This is a genomic window from uncultured Desulfovibrio sp. (assembly GCF_944324935.1).
GTDB lineage: Bacteria > Desulfobacterota > Desulfovibrionia > Desulfovibrionales > Desulfovibrionaceae > Desulfovibrio.
Map to the genome: position 1 here is coordinate 1 of NZ_CALUYG010000047.1, position 19871 is coordinate 19871.

At 67.1% G+C, this 19871-nt stretch carries 17 protein-coding genes; 5 read left to right on the forward strand and 12 right to left on the reverse strand.

What is annotated here, in order from left to right:
* Nucleotides 1–396 precede the first annotated feature (396 nt).
* Nucleotides 397–1320 (forward strand): EamA family transporter, encoded by a 924-nt coding sequence (locus tag Q0J54_RS10165; RefSeq protein WP_296305360.1) that lies wholly within the window; start codon nt 397–399, stop codon nt 1318–1320.
* A gap of 118 nt (nt 1321–1438) precedes the next feature.
* Here the strand turns inward: Q0J54_RS10165 and sppA are convergent, their stop codons facing one another.
* From sppA to Q0J54_RS10180, 3 genes are all read right to left on the reverse strand, one after another.
* A complete protein-coding gene (gene sppA, locus Q0J54_RS10170) occupies nt 1439–2671 on the reverse strand; it encodes a signal peptide peptidase SppA (protein WP_296305361.1) in 1233 nt (410 codons plus the stop codon).
* A gap of 117 nt (nt 2672–2788) precedes the next feature.
* A complete protein-coding gene (locus tag Q0J54_RS10175; protein WP_296305362.1) occupies nt 2789–4468 on the reverse strand; it encodes an AMP-binding protein in 1680 nt (559 codons plus the stop codon).
* Between the two features lie 108 nt (nt 4469–4576).
* The gene (locus Q0J54_RS10180; protein ID WP_296305363.1) at nt 4577–5173 is read right to left on the reverse strand and encodes a cupin domain-containing protein; all 597 of its coding nucleotides are present in this window, start codon (nt 5171–5173) and stop codon (nt 4577–4579) included.
* 241 nt (nt 5174–5414) lie between these two features.
* Between Q0J54_RS10180 and Q0J54_RS10185 the strand changes: the two genes are divergently transcribed.
* Together Q0J54_RS10185 and hypF are read left to right on the forward strand one after the other, a co-directional pair.
* Nucleotides 5415–6458: an acyltransferase gene (locus Q0J54_RS10185; RefSeq protein WP_296305364.1), complete on the forward strand. Its 1044-nt coding sequence runs from the start codon at nt 5415–5417 to the stop codon at nt 6456–6458.
* A gap of 257 nt (nt 6459–6715) precedes the next feature.
* Complete coding sequence (gene hypF, locus Q0J54_RS10190; RefSeq protein WP_296305365.1) at nt 6716–9199, forward strand: carbamoyltransferase HypF; 2484 nt, start codon at nt 6716–6718, stop codon at nt 9197–9199.
* 209 nt (nt 9200–9408) lie between these two features.
* Here the strand turns inward: hypF and Q0J54_RS10195 are convergent, their stop codons facing one another.
* From Q0J54_RS10195 to Q0J54_RS10235, 9 genes are all read right to left on the reverse strand, one after another.
* Nucleotides 9409–9921 carry an Hsp20/alpha crystallin family protein gene (locus Q0J54_RS10195; RefSeq protein ID WP_296305366.1) on the reverse strand — a complete coding sequence of 171 codons (513 nt, stop codon included), beginning with the start codon at nt 9919–9921 and terminating at the stop codon, nt 9409–9411.
* Nucleotides 9922–10140: 219 nt separating this feature from the next.
* The gene (locus tag Q0J54_RS10200) at nt 10141–10740 is read right to left on the reverse strand and encodes a hypothetical protein (protein ID WP_296305367.1); all 600 of its coding nucleotides are present in this window, start codon (nt 10738–10740) and stop codon (nt 10141–10143) included.
* On the reverse strand, nt 10730–10870 hold the full coding sequence (locus tag Q0J54_RS10205; RefSeq protein ID WP_296305368.1) for a CcmD family protein: 141 nt from the start codon (nt 10868–10870) through the stop codon (nt 10730–10732). The genes Q0J54_RS10200 and Q0J54_RS10205 overlap by 11 nt, the downstream gene beginning before the upstream one ends.
* Before the next feature lie 75 nt (nt 10871–10945).
* Nucleotides 10946–11656, reverse strand: coding sequence for a cytochrome c biogenesis protein (locus tag Q0J54_RS10210; protein WP_296305369.1), 711 nt, complete (start codon nt 11654–11656; stop codon nt 10946–10948).
* On the reverse strand, nt 11656–12333 hold the full coding sequence (locus tag Q0J54_RS10215; RefSeq protein WP_296305370.1) for a heme exporter protein CcmB: 678 nt from the start codon (nt 12331–12333) through the stop codon (nt 11656–11658). The genes Q0J54_RS10210 and Q0J54_RS10215 overlap by 1 nt, the downstream gene beginning before the upstream one ends.
* Nucleotides 12327–12983 carry a heme ABC exporter ATP-binding protein CcmA gene (gene ccmA / locus Q0J54_RS10220; RefSeq protein WP_296305371.1) on the reverse strand — a complete coding sequence of 219 codons (657 nt, stop codon included), beginning with the start codon at nt 12981–12983 and terminating at the stop codon, nt 12327–12329. The genes Q0J54_RS10215 and ccmA overlap by 7 nt, the downstream gene beginning before the upstream one ends.
* Before the next feature lie 22 nt (nt 12984–13005).
* Nucleotides 13006–14973: a heme lyase CcmF/NrfE family subunit gene (locus tag Q0J54_RS10225; RefSeq protein WP_296305374.1), complete on the reverse strand. Its 1968-nt coding sequence runs from the start codon at nt 14971–14973 to the stop codon at nt 13006–13008.
* Between the two features lie 157 nt (nt 14974–15130).
* The gene (locus Q0J54_RS10230; RefSeq protein WP_296305376.1) at nt 15131–15544 is read right to left on the reverse strand and encodes a cytochrome c maturation protein CcmE; all 414 of its coding nucleotides are present in this window, start codon (nt 15542–15544) and stop codon (nt 15131–15133) included.
* 96 nt (nt 15545–15640) lie between these two features.
* Nucleotides 15641–16750: a CNNM domain-containing protein gene (locus Q0J54_RS10235; protein ID WP_296305378.1), complete on the reverse strand. Its 1110-nt coding sequence runs from the start codon at nt 16748–16750 to the stop codon at nt 15641–15643.
* A gap of 151 nt (nt 16751–16901) precedes the next feature.
* Between Q0J54_RS10235 and Q0J54_RS10240 the strand changes: the two genes are divergently transcribed.
* Together Q0J54_RS10240 and Q0J54_RS10245 are read left to right on the forward strand one after the other, a co-directional pair.
* Complete coding sequence (locus Q0J54_RS10240; protein ID WP_296305380.1) at nt 16902–18269, forward strand: amidohydrolase; 1368 nt, start codon at nt 16902–16904, stop codon at nt 18267–18269.
* Between the two features lie 14 nt (nt 18270–18283).
* Nucleotides 18284–19540, forward strand: coding sequence for an MFS transporter (locus Q0J54_RS10245; protein WP_296305382.1), 1257 nt, complete (start codon nt 18284–18286; stop codon nt 19538–19540).
* Nucleotides 19541–19871 lie beyond the last annotated feature (331 nt).

Below are 19871 nucleotides of genomic sequence, written 5' to 3' on the forward strand. Positions count from 1 at the left end.
CTGGTCAGAGTGTTGGCAACGTTGGTGGCCATTCCGTTGTGATTGATATACATAACATTCCTCCATGAATGTCTGTACAAGAGTGGATAACAGCCTGCGTCCCTGCAGGCGATTGTCCTCTTTATCGGCGGGAAAAAAAGGGGGTTTAGGGAAAAAGATATTTTTTATGCACTTTTTTCGGGACCTGTCAGCCGGGGGAGGCGGGGGATGTCCCGCGTCCCCAATCCCGCGGCAGGGAAAGCTTGTGCAAAAGATCCCATTGCCTGCACCGGGGAAAGAAGGCATATTCAGACGGAAGGGTCCGTCCCCCGCGCCACCGCAGGACCTGTGCGGTGGCCGCCGCGGGGGATCCCCGAGAGCCGCTTCCCCTTTATCCCACCATGCCGGAGAAGCCCCGTGAGCAGCTCATCGTCCCCATCTGTCGGCATCGGTCATGCGCCGCCCGCTTCGCAGGCGACGGCCCCCCGTGGTGCGCTTCTCGTCCTGCTGGGAGCGCTCTGTTTCAGCACTTCGGGCACGGCGCAGGCCTTTGCCCCCGAGGGAGCGACGCCCTATGTCATCGGCGCGCTGCGCATGCAGGTGGCGGCGCTGGCGCTGCTTGTCTGGTGCGCCTGCCGGGGCAGGCTGCCGCGGCCGGCGGACTGGCCCCTGCGCTGGGCGCTCCCGGCGGCGCTGGGGCTGGTGGCCTTCCAGGTCTGTTTCTTCAAGGGGGTCCAGCTGGCGGGCGTGGCCGTGGGCACGGTGGTGGCCATCGGCTTCTCGCCGCTGGTGGCCGCGCTGCTGGCCTGGGCCGTGCTGGGCGAGCGTCCTTCCCTTGTCTGGTATCCCTCCACGGCGCTGGCGCTGGCGGGGCTCGTCTGTCTCAATCTGGGAGAAGGAGGCCCCGCCCACTGGCAGCGGCTCGTCCTGCCGCTGGCGGCCGGCACGGGCTATGCCTGCTATTTTGTCTTCAGCAAGCCGCTGGGCGTCCGTTTCGCGCCGGACAGCGTCATGCTGGTGCTGTGCGGCCTGAGCGGCGTATTGCTGCTGCCCGCGCTGCTGCTCTTTCCCGTGGGCTGGCTGTGCAGCGCGGCGGGGGCGGGCACGGCGCTCTACCTTGGCGTGGTCACCTCGGCGCTGGCCTTCAGCCTCACGACCGCCGGACTGGCGCGCACCCCGGCGGCCACGGCGGCCACGCTGGCCCTGGCCGAACCTCTGGCCGCCGCCTGCTGGGGCATCTTCCTGCTCCATGAAGACGTGACCCTGCTCGACGGCTGCGGCATCGGCCTGCTTGTGGCCGGCGTGGCGCTGCTGGCTCTCGTACGGCCGCGCTCGTCCTGATGCGCGTGGCCGGCAGGCCGCCCACGCCGTCCACCTTCCCTGCGCCCAGACAGGAAGGCCGGAGCGCTTTCATGGGGAAAGCGGCTCCGGCACGGCACGGGATACGGCGGGAGCGCCGCTACATCTGATAGAGGAAGGCGGGGCTCGTGCCCGCCGCCGTGGCGTCCGGGCCAAGCAGCGCCTGCCAGAAGCTTTGCAGGGGCTGCCGCCACCAGGCGTCCTCGCGCGGACGCTGCATCAGCTTACGGTCGGCCGGCACGCCGCATTGCCCGGCCAGCCAGCGCCGGGCATCGCTGACCGTGCCCAGCTCGTCCACCAGCCCCAGACGCAGCGCCTCACGACCGGTGAAGACCTTGCCCGAGGCCAGCTCCGCGACCTTTGCCCGCGGCATGTCGCGCGCCTCGGCGATGATGGCGACGAAGATGTCGTGCATGTCCTTGAGCAGGCCTTCAAAATACTCGCGCTCTTCGCGCGTCAGCGGCCGCAGCATGGAGCCGGCATCCTTGAAGGGACCGGTGGTCAGCGTTTCCTGCCCCACGCCGATCTTGTCCAGCAGCTGGCGGATCTGGGGGATGTCCATGCGCACGCCGATGGAGCCGGTCACCGTGGCGGCATTGGCGAAGATGCGCTTGCCCGCCATGCTGACCATGAGCCCGCCGGAAGCGGCCACGCTGCCCATGGAGACGGCCACGGGCATACGCTTGCCCAGAGCGGCCACCGCCTCATAGAGTTCCTGCGAGGCGGCGGCGCTGCCGCCGGGGGAATCCACCCGCACCAGCAGGCCCTTGACGTCGGGATCGGCGGCCACCTTGCCCAGCCACTCCAGATGGGGGCGCACGTCGTTGATGGGGCCGCGAATCTCCAGCAGGGCAAGGCGTTCCCCGGCAAGGTCGTCCTCATCCAGCAGCAGGGCGAAGACCAGCCCCGCCAGCACCAGCAGGACGATGCCCCAGAAGATCACGGGATGCCGCCGGCGGAAGGGGCGGCGAAAAAGTTCCTTCCAGGCGCTCTCGGGGATGCGTGCCAGCGGGCATTGCGCCTGTCCGGGGCAGGCGGCCGCCGGGGCCGCCTCCGTGCCGGCGCGGCGGGGCTCCTCCTCCAGGGAAAAGTCTTCGCCGGGCAGGGGGATGGGCGGCGGGCCGTCCGGGGCGGAGACGGATGCCGTCCGGCAGGCGGCGTCCGTTCCCGCGTCGTCAATCGGACGATGCGTCGGACGGGGCGTCGCCGCCTCCGTACCGGCGGGGGCGGCATCCCGCGGCAGGAGGACGTCCTGTGCGCCCGGCAGGGCGGTGCTGTGCGGGGCGTTTTCAGGTTCCGACCAGGGTTCGGGCAGGGGCATGGCCTTTTTCATGGAGCTTCCTTTCTGGTTTTCCCGGCGGTCCGGCGCCGCGGAGCGCCGGCCGGAAACGGGATGCGGCTGCCGCCTGTCCCCCTTGGGGACGGCAGCGGAGGATAAGGGAGGGAAAGTCTATCTCTGCAGGGCTTCGGGCCAGCGTTCGGCGGCCATCTCCCGCAGCCTGTATTTCTGGATCTTGCCGCTGGCCGTGAGCGGAAAGCCGGAAACGACGGCCACATACCGCGGGACCTTGTACCAGGCGATCTTGCCCCGGCAGAAGGCCCGCACGTCTTCCGGGGCCAGCTCCTCGCCCGGCTTGGGGATGAGGAAGGCGCCGACCTCTTCGCCGTATTTGCGGCTGGGCACGGCCACCACCTGTACGTCCAGCACGCCCGGCATGCGCAGGAGGAATTCCTCCACTTCACGCGGATAGATGTTCTCGCCGCCGCGGATGATCATATCCTTGATGCGACCGGTCACCCGCACATAGCCGTTTTCGTCCATGACGCCCAGGTCGCCGGAATGCAGCCAGCCGTCGGGGGAGATGGCTTTTGCCGTCTCCTCGGGCATCTTGTAATAGCCCTTCATCACATTGTAACCGCGACAGATGATCTCTCCCACCTGGCCGCGCGGCAGTTCCTCGCAGGTGTCCGGGTCGGCCACGCGTACCTCGATGCCGGGCATGGCGCAGCCCACGGTCTCGCAGCGCAGGGGCAGCGGATCATGGATGTCCGACTGGGTTATCACGGGCGAGCCTTCGGTCAGCCCGTAACAGATGGTGATCTCCTTCATGTTCATCTCGTCCACCACGCGCCGCATGAGCGGCTCCGGGCAGACGGAACCGGCCATGATGCCCGTGCGCAGGCTGGAGACGTCGAAGCGCTTGAACAGCTTGTGCTCGAGCTCCGCCAGGAACATGGTCGGCACGCCATAGAGGGCGGTGCAGCGTTCGCCGTCAACGGCGGCAAGAACCTGCAGGGGATTGTAGGACTCCAGGATGACCATGCAGGCCCCGTGATTGACGCAGGCGGAAACGCCCAGCACGCAGCCGAAGCAGTGGAAGAGCGGCACCGGCAGGCAGACGCGATCCTGCTCGGTGAAGCGCTGATGACGGCCGATCCAGTACCCGTTGAGGCCCACCCCCACATGGGTGAGCATGACCCCCTTGGGAAAGCCCGTGGTGCCGGAGGTATACTGCATATTGATGGCGTCCCAGGGATCGAGGGAGGCCTGTCGCGCCGCGTATGCCGCATCGTCCACCATGACGGACATGGCCATGATCTCCGGCACGGAATACATACCGCGGTATTTTTCCGCCCCCAGGAAGCAGACCCGCTTCAGATGCGGCAGCTCCCGGCAGCGCAGCTCCCCGCGTGACTGCACCCGCAGTTCGGGCGCGATCTTGTAGAGCGTGTCCACATAGTCGTGATCGCGCAGGCTGTCGATGAGGAAGATGTTCTCGCATTCGGACTGCTGGAGCAGATAGCGCAGCTCGTGTTCGCGGTAACTGGTGTTCACCGTCAGCAGGACGGCCCCTATCTTGGCCGTGGCGAACTGCAGGGCCACCCAGTAAGGCACGTTGGTGGCCCAGACGGCGACCTTTTCCCCTTTTTGCACGCCCAGCGCCATCAGGCCCCTGGCAAGATCGTCCACCACTTCGGCAAACTCCCGCCAGGTCTTGCGATAATTGCGGTCGGCATAGACCACGGCCTCCCTGTCCGGGAAGCGTGCCACGGTCTCGTCCAGGATCTGGCCCAGCGTCTTCTCGCGCAGGACGAATTGAGCCTGACGTTCGCGTACCTTCTCATCCATAACTGATCCTCCGCAATGCGCGCATACGCGGCAGACCGTTCCGGCGTCACGATGACGGGGAGCGCCCTGCCGTCAGGCTGCCCGGAAAGGGCCGGATTCATTCCACCGCTACGGGTTGTAGGTCACGGCAAGGATGCGTACCGGCTTGTCGTTGGCCGGGCCCACATAGTGCGGTACGATGGAGTTATAGTAAATGGTCTGTCCGGCCTTGAGAATATGGGTCTCCCGGCCGTAGACCACGAGCAGCTCGCCTTCCAGCACGAGGACGAACTCCTCCCCCTGATGCGAACTGGTCTTGCGGACGGCATTTTCCGCATCCGGGTAGATCTCGATGCAGAAGGGCTCCATGTTGCGGTCGTTCTTGCCCTTGCCCAGCGCGTGGTAGATGTAGCTCGGGCGGGGCATGCTGCCCGTGTGCAGACAGGGGTCGGATCCGGTCTCATGGATGCTGCTGATGATGGGGTCCCGGGTGAATTGATCGTCCAGGAAGGTCCCCAGACGCAGGCCGAGAGCGCGGGCCACCTTCTGCATGGGGCCGATGGCGGGGTAGACTTCGCCGCTTTCCAGGCGTTCCACGAATTCCACGCTCAGGCTCGCATCCGCGGCCAGCGTTTCCCGGTCGATGCCGCGCGCCTCCCGAAAGGTGCGCACCCGCTCGCCCACGGTCTGGGCGGCATGCCGCTGTTCCTGCCGTTCCTCGGACATGGCTTTCCTCCGAAAAAAGGGGACGGTTCCCGGCCTCGCCCGTGAGGAGGGGGAAGCCTTTTTTCTGCATAGCAGAAGGGCCTTCCCTCAGGCAAGCCGAAGAAAAGCCGCCAGGGCCCGGCGGCGTCCTCTTTACGGACGGGACGCTTTCTGCTACCTGCCCAAAAATCCCCCCTCGTACGTTGTTCCCCTCAGTGCGTCCGCACGACAGCCTCGTCCCCCGTCAGGAGGAGACCCGCGCATGACCGACAAGAAATATGACATGACCTTCCATTATTTCCGGGCCTTTGCCATCCTTTCCGTGATGCTGACCCATTTGTGGCACGAGCCCCCCTTTCTTGAGGGCTTCGAGACGGAAAAGCGGCTCATCACCGCCCTGAGCGACACGCTCTTTCATTCCAGCACCATTTATTTCATCTTCATTTCCGGCTACCTCTTCGAATATGTGAACCGGAAGAAGCCCTTTTCCCTCCTGGCCTTTTACAGGGCCAAGATCCGTAACGTGCTGACCCCCTACCTCATCATCTCCTGCCTGCTGCTGCTTGTCGGGAGCTGCATCTTCTGGTGCGGCGGCACATTTCCGGCCTTCATCAACGAGGGCATGCCCCTCACCTCGACGGGAGACGTCCTGGTCTGTCTGCTTTACGGCTCGGCCAGTCTGACGCCCTACTGGTACATTCCCTTCATCCTGTCGGTCTTCGTCATCAGTCCGCTGTTTTTCTTCATGGACACCGCCCTGCTGAGCCGCCTGCTGCCGCCGCTTGCCGTTCTGCCGCTCATGGTGCCGCGCGGTCTGCTCTTCTTTTTCCGCAACTACTGCTACTTTTTGCCTGTCTTCCTGCTGGGCATCTTCTTTGCCCGCAACAGGGAGATGTGCATGGACTTCATCATCCGGCACATCCGCGCCATCCTTTCCATCGCGGCCTTCACCACGCTGGTCGTCTTCGTCAATTTTTATCTTGACTTCATCCCCAATACGGAAACCGCCTACTATATCCAGAAGACCGCCATCGGCATGGGCGTCATCCTGCTGCTGGAGCGCAGGCGCACGCCGAGTCCCCTGCTGGATCTGCTGGCCCGCTACAGCTTCCCGCTCTTCTTCCTGCACGTCATCGTGCAGAACATCTGCGATCCCGTGCTGTTCCCGGGGCTGCTCCGGCTCTGGGACGAGCTCGTGCCGGTGTCCCTGCTGGTGGCGGTGCTGGAGATAGGGCTGAGCGTGGGGCTCGTCTTCCTGCTCAAGAAGGGGCTGGGCAGGCGTTCGCGCTACGTCATCGGCGGGTAGGGCCTGCCGACGCTGCTCGCGCCTGCTGGGGGAAGGGAGCCCCCCCATCCCTTCCCCAGCGCGCTTTTGCCGGGGAAAGAGACGGGGATACGAGGAACCCCGCCCCAAAAGCTGACGGAGTGTGTACAAATGATTCATGCGAGAACATTTCCAGTTTGAAACGCTCCAGTAACGACAGCCCGCAGAGCCGTGCCCGTCAGGCGGCATCCCGACGGGCGAAGCTGGGCATCCCGCCGCCCTTGTGCTAGACTTGGTCTATGGTCGAACACAATGAGATACATTGCCGCTGCCTCGTGGGCGGACAGGTGCAGGGCGTGGGCTTCCGCCCCTTCGTCTATCGTCTGGCCGTGGAGGAAGAGCTGGCCGGGCAGGTGGGCAATACGTCGGAAGGCGTGCGCATCGACATCCAGGGGCCGTCCGCCGCAGTGGAGCGCTTTTTGCGGCGTCTGCGCGCCGAACTGCCGCCGCTGGCCCGGCTGACCCGGCTGGAACGCGAAGATCTGCCCGTGGACAATACCCGGCACGGCGCGGCCTTCCGCATCGTGGAGAGCACGGGGCGGAGCGGACACAGCGTGCTGGTCAGCCCGGATGTGGGCATCTGCGGGGACTGTCTGCGGGAGATGCGCGATCCCGCCGATCCCCGCCACGGCTATGCCTTCACCAATTGCACCAATTGCGGGCCGCGTTACACCATCACCCGAGCCATCCCCTATGACCGTGCCACCACGAGCATGGCCTGTTTCCCGCTCTGTCCGCGCTGCGCCGCCGAATACGGCGACCCGCTGGACAGGCGCTTCCATGCCCAGCCGGTGGCCTGTCCGGTCTGCGGGCCGCGACTCTGGCTGGTGCGGACACCGGACGCGGACAGGGGAGCCCCGCCCGCGCGGGAAGCGGTGCGGGCCGGACAGGCTCTTGCGGAAGCGGCCGCGGTCTTGCGGCAGGGCGGCATACTGGCACTCAAGGGTTTGGGCGGCTTCCAGCTGGCCTGCGATGCCCGGCGGGATGACACCGTGGCCCGTCTGCGGCAGCGCAAGAGCCGGCCGCACAAGGCCTTTGCCGTCATGCTGCCGGATCTGGACGCGGCGCGGGCCTGCTGCCGCCTTTCCCCGGAACATGCGGCGTTGCTCTGCGCGCCGGAAAAACCCATCGTGCTCTGCCCCGTACGGGAGGAGAGCGGCGGCCTTTCCCCGTTGCTGGCCCCGGATACGGACAGTCTGGGCATCATGCTGCCCTATACCCCGCTGCATGTGGCGCTGTTCGATGCGCTGGCGCGGGAAACCGCCATGCCGCCCGCGCTGGTGATGACCTCCGCCAATCCGCGCGGCGAACCGCTCTGCCTGGGCAACCGCGAAGCGCTTGCCCGCCTGCGGCACGAGGCGGACGCCTTCCTCCTGCATGACCGGGACATCCTCGTGCGTGTGGACGACAGCGTCACCGCGCTTTTCCCCGCCGGGCAGGCAGGCGGGGCCGCCCCCTTCTTCCACCGGCGGGCGCGGGGCTATGTGCCGCGCCCCGTCCCGCTGGATCTTGCGGACGCCCAGTCCCCCACGGTCTGCGGCACAGGCGCGCAGCTCAAGGCGACCCTCTGCCTGACGCGCGGCCGGGATGCCTTCGTGAGCCAGCACATCGGGGATCTGGAAAATCTGCCCACGGCCCGCTTTTATGAAGAAGTCTCCGCGCATCTGGAGCGTCTGCTGGAAGTGCGCCCGGAGCTGCTGGTCTGCGATCTGCACCCTGATCTCCTCTCCTCGCGCTGGGCACGGGAACGGGCCAGCCGCGAGGGCCTGCCCCTGCTGCGCCTGCAACATCATGCCGCCCACGCGGCGGCTGTCCTGGCCGAACACGGACGGACGGACGGCGCGCTGGCCATCTGTCTGGACGGCACGGGGCTGGGGACAGACGGCATCATCTGGGGCGGGGAAGTGCTGAGCATGGAACTGGAGGCCTTGCGCTGGCAGCGCCTGGGAGGACTGTCCCCCTTTGCCCTGCCCGGCGGTGAGGCGGCCATCCGGGAGCCGTGGCGTCTGGCGCTCGCCCTGCGGGAGATGCTGGGGCAGGCGGATGAGCCCGCAAGCTGGGACGGGACGATGCGGCCGCCCGTCGATGCCTGGGGAGCCGACGCCCAGCTGGCCGCGGCCCGCACGACCGCCCGGCATCAGGCCTCCCTCTTGCGGGAGATGCTGCGCTGGGGCGTCAACTGCCCCCTGACCAGCAGTTGCGGACGGCTCTTTGATGCCGTGTCCGCCGAGCTGGGGATCTGCCTGGCCACCAGCTACGAGGGACAGGCGGCCATCCGGCTGGAGACGCTTGCCCGTTGCCCGGAGGCCCGGCCTCTGGCGGACGAGGAGGCGGCGGACGAGCTGCTGCGGCCGCCAGCCGGCGACGACGAGACCTGGCGGCTGGACACGCCGGCCCTGTTTGCCGCCGTGCAGCATGACGCCGCACGCTACGGGGCGGCCACGGCGGCCTTGCGCTTCCACGAGCGGCTGGCCGGGGGGCTGGCGCGGCTGGCTGCCCGGCTTGCCGCTGCGACGGGCTTTCGGACGGTGGCGCTGGCCGGGGGCTGTCTGCAAAATCTGTTGCTGGCCCGGCTGCTGCTGCGGGCCCTGCGGGCCCGGGGGCTGCATCCGCTTTTGCCGCTGGAGTTGCCGCCCGGGGACGGCGGCCTTTCGCTGGGGCAGGCAGCCTGGGGACTCTGCGCCTGGAAGAGCGGCAAACTGCCTCCCGATGGGGTGGATTAGGGCTGATCGTTCTCTCGTGAGTTATTTGTGAGGAAGGGGAACCCCTCGCCTTGCGCGGAGGGGTTCCCCTTCCCCCACAAACCTCCCCTCCCTTCCCCAGCGTACTTTTGCCGAGGGATGAGTCAGGGATGCGTGACCGCGCATACGGCAAAGGCGGGCAGGAAAATTCCCTGTCCGCCTTTCGTCTGTTCAGGAGAAAACGGGCGTGACTAGCCGCGGTTTACCGTGATGGCGCGGCTCTGCGGTTTTTCCGGGGCCTTGCGGGGGATGCGGATGGTCAGCACGCCGTCCTTGTGGGTGGCGCTGATGTGCTCGCCGTCGGCATCTTCCGGCAGGCTCATGCTGCGGCTGAAGGAGCCGTAGCAGCGTTCCTGCACATGCTGGCTGGCGTCCTTGCCGCTTTCTTCGGGCTTCTTTTCGCCGGAGATGCTCAGCATGCCGTTGTTGAGTTCCACCTTCACTTCTTCCGGGGCCACGCCGGGCAGCTCAAGGCTCAGGGTGTAGGCGGCGGGATCGCTCTTCAGATCGAGGCTGGGCAGAAAGTCCGGCATGGTGCTGAACATGTCGCGCAGCCCGCCGAAGGGCGTGGGGAAATCACCGAAAAAGCCCTGGAAGAGACGGTCGATATCATTGTGCAGACGGCTCAGCGGCTGATACGGATGGGCGGATTCTTCACGAGCGGGGGTATATCCCTGACGGGGCTGGAAACGAACGAGATTCATATGTTGACCTCCTGTGGAAATCTTGTTGAAAAAGAGATAACTCTCTTTGACTATTCGTCAAGAGATGTGGATAAAAATTTTTCTGTGGAAGGGTCGCCGTGACGGCGGAGACGCGCGGGCCACGGGGGAGGAAACGGCTCGGGCGCAAAAAAGGCGGCCATGCCGTCCGCTGCGAGCGGAGAGCATGGCCGCCGGATGGGCAGGCTGACGGCGCGGCGGCTACGGCGTGCCTTGTCCGTTTCCGGGCGTCTGCTCCGCCTTGTTCAACTCGGACTGCAAATGCTTCTTCAGGCTGTCGCTGACGTCGGGAAGGCCGAGGCCGACCCGCAGCTGGGCAAGACCGCGCTCCTTGTCGTTGAGGTAATAGATGTAGAGCACGCCGAGGCTGTAGCGCACCGAGGCGTCGTCCTTCAGGGCGATGACGGCTTCCAGCGTCTGCGCCGCATCGGCATGACGTCCCGTATTGTGCTGGATGACGCCCAGCAGATGCAGGGGGCGGGGGTCCCTGGCGTCCAGTGCGATGGCGCGCCGGGCGAAGTTCTCGGCGGCCTCCCAGTTCTCCATCTTGACGAGGGCGTTGACGAGGGACAGCAGGCTGCCCATGTCCGTGGGATCGCGGGAGACCTGTTCCATGAGGCGTCCCACGGCGGAGACCTCTTCCTGCGAGTGCTGCGCCGGCGTATGCGCCACCTGCTGCACGAGTTCCGGCTGGCGTATGCGCTGCCAGACGGCCGTCCCCAGCATGACCAGCAGGCCGGCCAGCAGGGCGAGCATGATCAGACGATGAGGAAAGGAGGGGGTACGGGTATCAGTCGTCATGGCGCAGGCTCTCCAGTTGGACAAGGCGGGCGGCAAGGCGGCGCTGCCGCTGCCCGAGAAAGAGGAGATAGGCCCCAAGGCCGCACCAGACGGCCGCATTGGCCGCCATCAGCCAGTAGATCGGTTCCATATATCGCTCCGGCGGGAAAGTCCCCGCATGTTGTGCGTGTTCAGGAAGGGAGGCGGAGCCGTGCCGCCTCCGGGTTCAAGCCTCGTCCTGTCCGGCGTCGCGACGGGCCAGCAGCAGGGCCCGGACGCGCGTCTCCATATCCAGTTGCCGTTTGCGCAGCCAGACAAGACCGGCCCAAAAAAGGGCGAAGCTGACCACGCAGGCGATGGCCGTGAGTTTCATTTCCGGCTCCATGCCGCCGCCCCTGGCGGCAAAGACGGCAGGGTGGATGGAACGCCAGAGCCGGGCGGAAAGGAAAACCAGCGGCACGTCCAGGAAGGCCACGATGCCGACCACGGCACAGATGACGCTCTTGCGGCGCGGGGGAAGGTCCAGCCCGCGCAGGAGCAGATAGCCCGTATAGACGAACCACATGATGAGGGCCGTGGTGAGGCGGGGATCCCAGGTCCACCAGACGCCCCAGGAACGACGCGCCCAGATCATGCCCGTGGCCAGGGTGAGCGTGGTCAGCAGCACCCCCACTTCCGCGGCGGCCTGACACAGGCGGTCGGCCGCGGCTCTGGCGCGCAGCAGAACCGCCACGGAGGCCAGGAACACCACGAAAAAGCTGATCAGCGCCCACCAGGCCAGGGGAAGGTGGACGTAAAAGACTTTCTGCATGAGGCCCAGCTGGGCCTCCACCGGCGCATAGACGTAAATAAGCCACTGACAGGCGGCAAAGGCCAGTGCGCCGGCCAGGACAAGCCCCTGCGGCAGGGCGGAAAGGGACGCGCGGGATGCGTTCATTATTCGTCTCCTGCGTACATGAAGCCGAAGAGCAGCAGCCCTGCGGCCAGAAAAACGGCATCAAAGGCCGCTGCCAGTTGCAGCCAGGCGGCGGGGCCGTCGGGACTGTCCAGCCCGAAGCAGAGAGCCCCCACCCGGATGCCCGCAAGCAGCAGCGGGATCAGCAGGGGGAAGAGGAGGATGCTCAGCAGGGATTCCCGCGAGCCGCCGCCCTGCGCCAGCGCGCCCAGCAGGGAGCCCAGCGCGCAGATGCCCACATCGGTGAGCAGCAGGATCAGCAGACCCGGCAGAAGGGGGCCGCTCAGCTCCTGCCCCAGGAATACCACGGCGGCGGGCAGGAAGACGGCCTGCGCCAGCAGGAGCAGCAGCAGGCCCGCCAGACCCTTGCCCAGCCAGACGCCCTGCACGGGCGCGGGGCTGAGCAGCAGTCCCAGCCGGGCGGCATTGACTTCCTCCAGCGCATAGAGCCCGTTGAAGATGAGCACCTGGCAGAAGAGCGCGCTCAGCCAGAAGACCGCCGCCGCGCCCTGCGGGCTCATGCGTTCGCCCACGCCCTGCGAGAGACTGAAGACGAAGAGCAGCAGCAGCCCCAGCAACAGGCCTTGTACGAGGCCGCTGCCCCGCCCCAGGGTCAGCAGCAGATCCTTACGCGCCACGCGCAGCGCCAGTTTCAGCATACGGCCTCCGTGCCGGCGGGCGGGCTGGCGACCGCGCCGCCGTCTTCTTCGGCAAGGCGGCCCTTGTGCAGGCGCAGGACGCGGTCGGCCAGGGGCGCGTCCCCCTGCAGATCATGGCTGACGATGATGACGGCCGCGCCCCGCTGGCGCGCGTTGCGTATCTCCTGTCGCAGCAGGGCCAGCGAAGCGGCATCGAGGCCGGTGCCGGGTTCGTCCAGCAGCAGCAGCCCCGCCCGCAGCATGAGCACCCGCGCCAGATTGAGACGCTGAGCCATGCCGCGCGAGAAGATCCCGGCCCGCTCGTGGGCATGGGCGGCCAGCCCCACATGATCCAGCAGGGCGAGCAGCTCCTGACGGGAGAGCCGCAGCTCATGCACGCCGTTCCAGAACGCGAGATTCTCCAGCGCGCTCAGGCCCGGATACAGGAAGGTGGCATGTCCCAGATAGGCGGTCACCGGGGGCGGGCCCTCAAAGTGCACGATCCCGGACGTGGCCCGCGCAAGGCCGGCCACGATGCGGAGCAGGGTGCTCTTGCCCGCGCCGTTGTTGCCGGCCAGCAGGCTGATGCTGCCGGCGGCAAAGGAGGCGTTCACGTCCCGGAGGACGACCCTGTCCCCGTAGACCTTGGCAAGATGCTCCAGATGCAGCATGACGGCAGTCCGGTGATCCGCCTCAGCGCTCGCCGCCGGCCTGGCCGGAGGCGTCTTTCCCGGCGCTCCGGCTGGCGGAGGAGCGTCGGCGCAGCATGAGCAGCGGGAAGAGGCAAAGCAGCGTGCCGCCGATCCAGATCCAGTTGACCAGCGGCTCCAGACTGATCTTGACGTAAGCCCTGCCCTCCTGATCCAGCCCGAGCAGCGAGGCATAGACTTCATTGCCCAGACCGGGGATGACGTCCACTTCCGAGAACTGCATGCTGCCGAACTTGTCATAGATGCGCCGCTGGGGCGCCAGTTCGCCGACCACCGTCTCCGCCCGGCGCACCTCGAGCTGGGCTTCCAGGAAATGATAACCGGGCTGCGTGCCTTCAAAGAGGTTTTTGAGGGTGACGGTCATGTTGCCGATGGTCATGCTGTCGCCGGGGGCGAAGGCATGATCCGCCTCCTGCTTGTAGGGGCCGGAAAAGGCGATGCCCAGCGCTACGAGGGCCAGGCCGAGGTGCAGGCCAAGCCCGCCCGCCCGGCGGGGGAGCTGACGCAGGGGGGTGGAGGCCAGCCGCAGCAGCAGGGCCAGCAGGAAGCCTGCGACGCCGGCCGTGGTCAGCAGGGCGACCACGTTGCGATAGCCCAGCAGCCAGAGGATCACGGCGCAGCCCGCGGCCCCGAGCGGGACGATGCCCCGGGAAAGGCCGCTGCCCGGCACGAGCCAGGGACACCAGGCCAGCAGCAGCAGCATGACGGCGCCGAGCGGCAGGATCACGCGGTTGTAGAAGGAGGCCTCAAGTCCCATGCTGGCGGAGCTGAACAGCGCGCTCGTCACCGGCCACATGGTGGCGTTGAGGATGATGACCGCCATGACCAGCAGCAGGACGGCCACGGCCAGCAAGGTGTCCTCGGCCAGGAAAGGCCCGCTCGTGCGGGGGGCGTCCGCCTTGTCCGTCTTGTCCGTGGCGGAGGTCTCGCCGGCGCTGCGCCCCGCGGGCGAAAGCAGAGCGATGCCGATGATGAGCACGAGTCCCGCCGTCACGAAGATGCCCAGAGGGAAGCCGACGCTGCCGCTGCCGAAGGCATGCACGGATTCGATGATGCCGCTGCGCACGAGGAAGGTGGCGAAGAAGGTCGTCAGGGTGGTCAGGCCCATGAGCAGCACGTTGAAGCGGGTCAGCCGGCCGCGGCGCTTCTCGATGATGGCCGTATGCAGCGCCGCCGTGCTCACCAGCCAGGGGACGAGCGAGGCGTTCTCCACCGGGTCCCAGGCCCAGTAGCCGCCCCAGCCCAGTTCCATATAGGCCCACCACATGCCGAGCACGATGCCCGCCGTCAGGAAGGCCCAGGCCAGCAGGGTGATGGGGCGGGCCAGGTCGAACCAGCGCATTTCGTCAGGCTGGCGGGAAAGGGCCTGCGCCAGCGCGAGACAGGTGGGCACGGCAAAGCCGCCATAGCCCAGGAAGAGCAACGGCGGATGGAAGATCATGCCCGGGTTCTGCAACAGGGGATTCAGGCCGTTGCCGTCCGCCGGGGCGGGATCCAGCATGATGAAGGGATTGTTCCAGACGCAGAGCAGCAAGGCGAAGAAGGCCATGATGATCAGGAAAAACACCCAGAACCAGAGGCGCGTCGTGTCCTTCAGGCGGCGATAGCCGCCGGTGCAGGCGAAGATCGTGCCCATGCCCCCCACCGCCAGCGCCCAGAAGAGCATGGAGCCGGGCTGCCCGGCCCAGAAGGCCGTCAGGCGGTAGAAGAGGGAGAGCACATTATCCGTGTAGTCGGCCACATACTTCAGGGAATAGTCCTGCCAGTAAAGACCGTGCAGCAGGCAGGCCGAGGCCACGAGCAGACAGAGGGAGACCCCCCAGTGGACTTTTTCCACCAGGGGCAGGGTGGGGCTTTCCTGCGGCCGCCAGAGCTGGAGCAGGGCAAGTATCCCGCCGCCGGCAGCCAGCAGCAGGGTCAGGAGCAGGAGGGCGAAGGCGAAAAAGTACATGAGTATCCTTTGGAAGCGGGGAAAGGGCGTCGTCGCGGCGCACGGAAGGGAAGCCGGCCCGGCAGGGGCTGGGCGCTCTCAGTGCGCCGGGAGAGAGCGGCCCCGCCGGAACAGGGGACGAAAGAGGAAACGCGTCATGCGGCGGCGAGTTCCGCGCCTAGGTCTTGCGATTTTCCTTCTGATACTTGGAGGGACACTGGGTCATCAGGATCTTTGCCGAAAAACTCTTGTCGGGATTCATCCGGCCTTCCACGATGACTTCGGCTCCGGCCTTGAAGTTGTCGGGCACGATGCCCCGGAAGCTCACGGGCATGGTCTGCCGGGGATCGTCCTTGTCCACCAGCAGGAAGGAAACGCCCGGGCCGTCCTGCGGCGAGCTGATCCCCTCCGGCGCGACCGTGCCGAAAAGCCGCGCCGCGCGCAGGTTCTCGGCCGTGGCCGCCTTGGCTTCGGAGACGTTGAGGAAGTAGATGCTGTTCTCGGAGAATCCCGAGTACACGAGCCAGCCGATGCCGCCCAGAAAGAGCAGCCCGGCCAGGGCGTAGGTGGCGGTGGTATTCTTGCGGGCCATGTACACCTCACTGGGAAAAGAAAAAACGCCCTCTATCTATACATGCTGTCGTCCCTGTTGGCAAGTAGGAATTCCTCCTGTTAGGGCCGACAATCCTTATGAATCCTTGTGCTCGCGCGCACAGACCTCCGCCGGGGCCGCCTGCCGCTCCGCCGTGTTCCCGTCGGTCCGCGCCGGCGCGCGTCCGGCAAGGCTGGCGCGTCGCCGGCGGGCCATCTCGCGCAGATCGTCCACATTGTCGCTCTCGTCGATGATCTCGCTGCCGAGGATCTCTTCCATCACGTCTTCCAGGGTCACGACCCCGGCGAGGCCGCCGTACTCGTCCAGCACGGCGAAAAGGTGAACATGGGCGGCGAGCAGTTCCCGCAGCAGCACGTCCAGCGTCTGGTTCTCCAGGATGAAGTGCAGGGGCTGCATGATGGAGGACAGCGGCTGCGCGCCCTTGCCGTTGCGCATGGCCAGACCCAGCAGACGGCGTTCCACGAGACCCACCAGATCCTCGTTGTCCTCGCCCCAGACGGGGATGCGGCTGATGTGCCAGGTCTGGGGATTGTTGTAGGCCTCTTCCACGGTGCAGTCGTCCGGCAGGGAAAAGACCACGGTTCGCGGGGTCATTATCTCGTATACGCGTTTCTGGTCCAGCGCCAGCACGTTACGGATGAAGGTCTCCTCGTACGGCTGGATCTGGCCGGCCTCCCGCGAGAGGCTGGTCACGGCCCGAATGTCGTCCTCGGAGATGTCGGGCCCCTTGCTGGCGGGGGTCAGCAGCCGGGTCAGCAGGGTCGTCAGCCAGAGCAGGGGCGTCAGCAGCTTGATGGTCAGGGCCAGCGGACGGGCCAGCACTTCCATGATGGGCGAGGCGTAGGCCACGCCCAGCGTCTTGGGGACGATCTCGCCGAAGGCGAGGATGAGCATCGTGAAGAACGCGGCAAAGAGCGCGAGCCAGGTGTCCCCGAACACCGCGGTGAAGGCCGAACCGGCCACGGCGGCCCCGGCGGTGTTGGCGATGGTGTTGCAGGTCAGGATGACGGCGATGGGCTTGTCCACCTCGCTGCGCATGGCGAACAGCAGCTCGCCCACCGGCCGGCCGGCCCGGCGGGCCTTCTCGATGGATGACCAGGGCACGGCATAGAGCGCCGCCTCGGTCAGCGAGCAGAGGAAGGAAACAAGTACGGCAAAAACGACGGAAGCGATGAAGGTGACCATGAGGCATCCCTGTCGGTTGATGGAAGCATGTGCCGGGACATGGCGGACGGCACGGGTGGGGGATGGCCCCGAAGCCGACTTGCGCCGAACGGCGCTTCAATAGTACCCTGCCCGGGCCGGCTTGGCAAATGCCGGACAGCAAGGGGGACGCATGGACGAGATCGGGCGGCGCCTGCACGAACTGGCGCAGGAGGAAAAGGCATGGCTTGTGCGCGTGCGGCGTGATCTGCACCGCCACCCCGAACCGGCCTGGGCGGAGTACCGGACAGCGGCGCTGTGCGCGCAGACGCTGGAGGAATGCGGTTTTGCCGTACGCCTGGGGCGGGACGCCCTGCTGCCGCAGGCGCGGCCGCGGCGGCCGGATCCCAGGACCGTACGTCGCGAACAGGCCCGGGCGGCGGCCCAGGGAGCGGCGGCGCGCTGGCTGGAGCGCATGCCCGACGGGCTGACGGGCCTCTGGGGCGATCTCGAGCTGGCGGGCCCGCCGGCGGGCGAAACGGCGGATGATGAGCCCGGGCCCCTCATCGTCTTTCGTTTCGATATGGATGCCAACGCCGGCATATGCGAATGCCGGGAGCCGGATCATGTGCCCGCAGCGGAGGGTTTTGCCTCCTGCCGGGATGACGCCATGCACGCCTGCGGGCACGACGGGCATGTGGCCATCGGGCTGGGGCTCGCGCGACTGCTGGCGGCCCTGCGGCCCGAACTGGAAACGCGTTTCCGGGGGCGGATACGCCTTGTCTTCCAGCCGGCCGAAGAAGAGGGCGAGGGGGCGCCCGGCATGGTGGCCGCCGGCGCGGTGGACGGCGCGTCCCGTCTGTTCGGGCTCCATCTGAGCATGCAGGCCGGGGTCAGCGGTTCGCTGGTCTGCGGCACTACGCACTTCCTGGCCACCACCAATTTCGAGGTCTTCTTCGACGGCCGCGCCGCCCATGCCGGGCTGGCGCCGCAGGAGGGCCGTAACGCCCTGCTGGCCGCCTGCACGGCCTGCACGGCGCTGCTGGGCATCGCCCGCCACGGGGAGGGGGCCTCCCGGATCAATGTGGGCGAAATGCGCGGCGGCGAAGCGCCCAACGCCATCCCCGCCCATGCCTGGTTCCGGGGGGAGACGCGGGGAGAGACCAGCGACATCAACGGCTTTATGATGGCCGAGGCGCGCCGCATGGTGCAGGGAGCGGCGCGCATGCACGGCTGTACCGCCCGGCTGCTCTGCCAGAGCTACTGCCCCGGCGCGTCCTCCCATCCTGAGCTGACGGCGCTGGTGGAGCGGGTGGCGGAGGAAATGGGCGGTTTCACCCACATCATGCCGCGGGCCGAATTTCGGGCCTCGGAGGACTGCTGCTGGTTTATGAACAAGGTGGAGGAGGACGGCGGGCAGGCCGTCTATCTCCAGCTCGGGGCGGACCGGCCCTCGGGCCATCATACGCCGCGTTTCACCTTTGACGAAAACGTCCTGCCGCGCGGCGTCGAACTGCTGGCCCGGCTGGCGCTGGCCACGCTGGCCCGGCGTGACGGCTGAGGCCGCGCCGCATCATGGCTTCCTCCGCGTCCGCGCCCTCTCCGGCGGCAGACTGTCCGCCGCAGGCCCTGCGGCTGGCCCGCGTCATGGCGGCCATGACGGCCTTCTGCCTCATCGGCGACACCATGCTGTACATCGCCCTGCCGCTCTGCTGGCGGCAATGCGGGCTGGACGCCCTCTGGCAAGTGGGCGTGCTGCTGGCCGTCAACCGTCTTGTGCGTCTGCCACTCAATCCGCTGATACGGCGGCTGTACGCCCGCATCAGCCGCCGGACGGGCATGCTGCTGGCCGTCCTGCTGGCCGCGGGCACGACCCTGCTCTATGCCGTGGCGCATTCCTTCGCCGTCTGGCTGCTCTTGCGCTGCCTCTGGGGACTGGCCTGGACGCTGTTGCGGCTGGGGGCGCTCTTTGCCCTGGCCGAGGCGTCGGACAAGGCGAATCGCGGCTATCTCATGGGCAGCTACAACGGTCTCGTCCGGCTGGGCAGTCTGGCGGGCATGCTGGGCGGCGGCCTGCTGGCCGATCTGTTCGGCTTTGCCGCCGTGGCGTCCCTGTTCGGGGCGATCAGCCTGCTGGGCCTGCTGCCGGGCCTGTGCTGGCTGCCGGCCGGCGAGCGCCCCACGGCCGCGCAGGGCCAGGAGGCCGGGACGCTGCTGGTGCGCCGTCATCTGCGCCTGCCGGCCATGAGGCGCATCTTTGCTACGGGTTTTCTGGTCACGCTGGTTTTTCAGGGCATCTATGCCGCCAGCCTGAGCCGCATGGTCGCCCTGCATGTGGGGGATGTGGCGCTGGCCGGGGGGCTGGTCATGGGCTGCGCCACTCTGGCGGGCCTGTTGCAGGCCCTGCGCTGGGGCTGGGAGCCCTGGCTTGCGCCGTGGTTCGGCCGCCTGTCGGATGGTCCGCGCGGTCGCGCGCCCGTGCTGCGCGTCTGCCTGCTGGCCGGGGGGCTGTCTCTCGGCCTGGTGGCCCTGCCGCTGCCCGTGCCGTGCTGGCTGGCCCTGCTGCTCCTTTCGCAGGTCTGCGCCACCGGTCTCTCCACGCTGGCGGACGCGACGGCCTCGGATACGGCCGTGCAGCATGGGCATCCCACCCTGACCCTTTCTTCCTATACCTTCATTGCGGATTGCGGATCGGCCGTCGGGCCGGTGCTCGCCTACACGCTGCAGGACTGGCTGGGCATGGATGCGGCCTTTGTGGCGGCGGCCGTGCTGCTGTTCCTCCTGCTCGGCTGCTGGCGGCGGGGAGCGGCGGGCATGCGGAAACGGGATTGAGACGGCGCGGGGACAAGAACACAAGCCCGCAATAGCGGCCCTGCGACGCACGCCGCCCCGCCCGCGGGCGGGGGTGCGTGGACGGATACGGACAGGCGCGCCGCCTTGTCGTCAGGTCAAGGTTTTTGCGGTGTGGCGGATGTGCCGGGATAGGGCGTATCCTTGACCGGGGCGCGGAATTCACCGCCCTGTGCGGGAGCGGGAGGCAGATTGTCAAACAAAAGTTGACACAAAGAAGACCCCGTCTTCCCTCATTTTTCCACAGTTGTCTTGTAACCGAACTTCTTGCGCGGGCGGTGGTTGATGAGTGCCACCGCCCTCTCCATGTCTT

What these genes read in the sequence shown, in the direction of transcription:
- Q0J54_RS10185 (WP_296305364.1), top strand. Translation starts at nt 5,415, where the DNA reads ATGACCGACAAGAAATATGACATGACCTTCCATTATTTCCGGGCCTTT.
- Q0J54_RS10195 (WP_296305366.1), bottom strand. Translation starts at nt 9,921, where the DNA reads ATGAATCTCGTTCGTTTCCAGCCCCGTCAGGGATATACCCCCGCTCGT.
- Q0J54_RS10205 (WP_296305368.1), bottom strand. Translation starts at nt 10,870, where the DNA reads ATGGAACCGATCTACTGGCTGATGGCGGCCAATGCGGCCGTCTGGTGC.
- ccmA (WP_296305371.1), bottom strand. Translation starts at nt 12,983, where the DNA reads ATGCTGCATCTGGAGCATCTTGCCAAGGTCTACGGGGACAGGGTCGTC.
- Q0J54_RS10215 (WP_296305370.1), bottom strand. Translation starts at nt 12,333, where the DNA reads ATGCTGAAACTGGCGCTGCGCGTGGCGCGTAAGGATCTGCTGCTGACC.
- Q0J54_RS10230 (WP_296305376.1), bottom strand. Translation starts at nt 15,544, where the DNA reads ATGGCCCGCAAGAATACCACCGCCACCTACGCCCTGGCCGGGCTGCTC.
- Q0J54_RS10235 (WP_296305378.1), bottom strand. Translation starts at nt 16,750, where the DNA reads ATGGTCACCTTCATCGCTTCCGTCGTTTTTGCCGTACTTGTTTCCTTC.
- Q0J54_RS10200 (WP_296305367.1), bottom strand. Translation starts at nt 10,740, where the DNA reads ATGACGACTGATACCCGTACCCCCTCCTTTCCTCATCGTCTGATCATG.
- Q0J54_RS10240 (WP_296305380.1), top strand. Translation starts at nt 16,902, where the DNA reads ATGGACGAGATCGGGCGGCGCCTGCACGAACTGGCGCAGGAGGAAAAG.
- Q0J54_RS10225 (WP_296305374.1), bottom strand. Translation starts at nt 14,973, where the DNA reads ATGTACTTTTTCGCCTTCGCCCTCCTGCTCCTGACCCTGCTGCTGGCT.
- Q0J54_RS10245 (WP_296305382.1), top strand. Translation starts at nt 18,284, where the DNA reads ATGGCTTCCTCCGCGTCCGCGCCCTCTCCGGCGGCAGACTGTCCGCCG.
- Q0J54_RS10180 (WP_296305363.1), bottom strand. Translation starts at nt 5,173, where the DNA reads ATGTCCGAGGAACGGCAGGAACAGCGGCATGCCGCCCAGACCGTGGGC.
- hypF (WP_296305365.1), top strand. Translation starts at nt 6,716, where the DNA reads ATGGTCGAACACAATGAGATACATTGCCGCTGCCTCGTGGGCGGACAG.
- Q0J54_RS10210 (WP_296305369.1), bottom strand. Translation starts at nt 11,656, where the DNA reads ATGAACGCATCCCGCGCGTCCCTTTCCGCCCTGCCGCAGGGGCTTGTC.
- sppA (WP_296305361.1), bottom strand. Translation starts at nt 2,671, where the DNA reads ATGAAAAAGGCCATGCCCCTGCCCGAACCCTGGTCGGAACCTGAAAAC.
- Q0J54_RS10175 (WP_296305362.1), bottom strand. Translation starts at nt 4,468, where the DNA reads ATGGATGAGAAGGTACGCGAACGTCAGGCTCAATTCGTCCTGCGCGAG.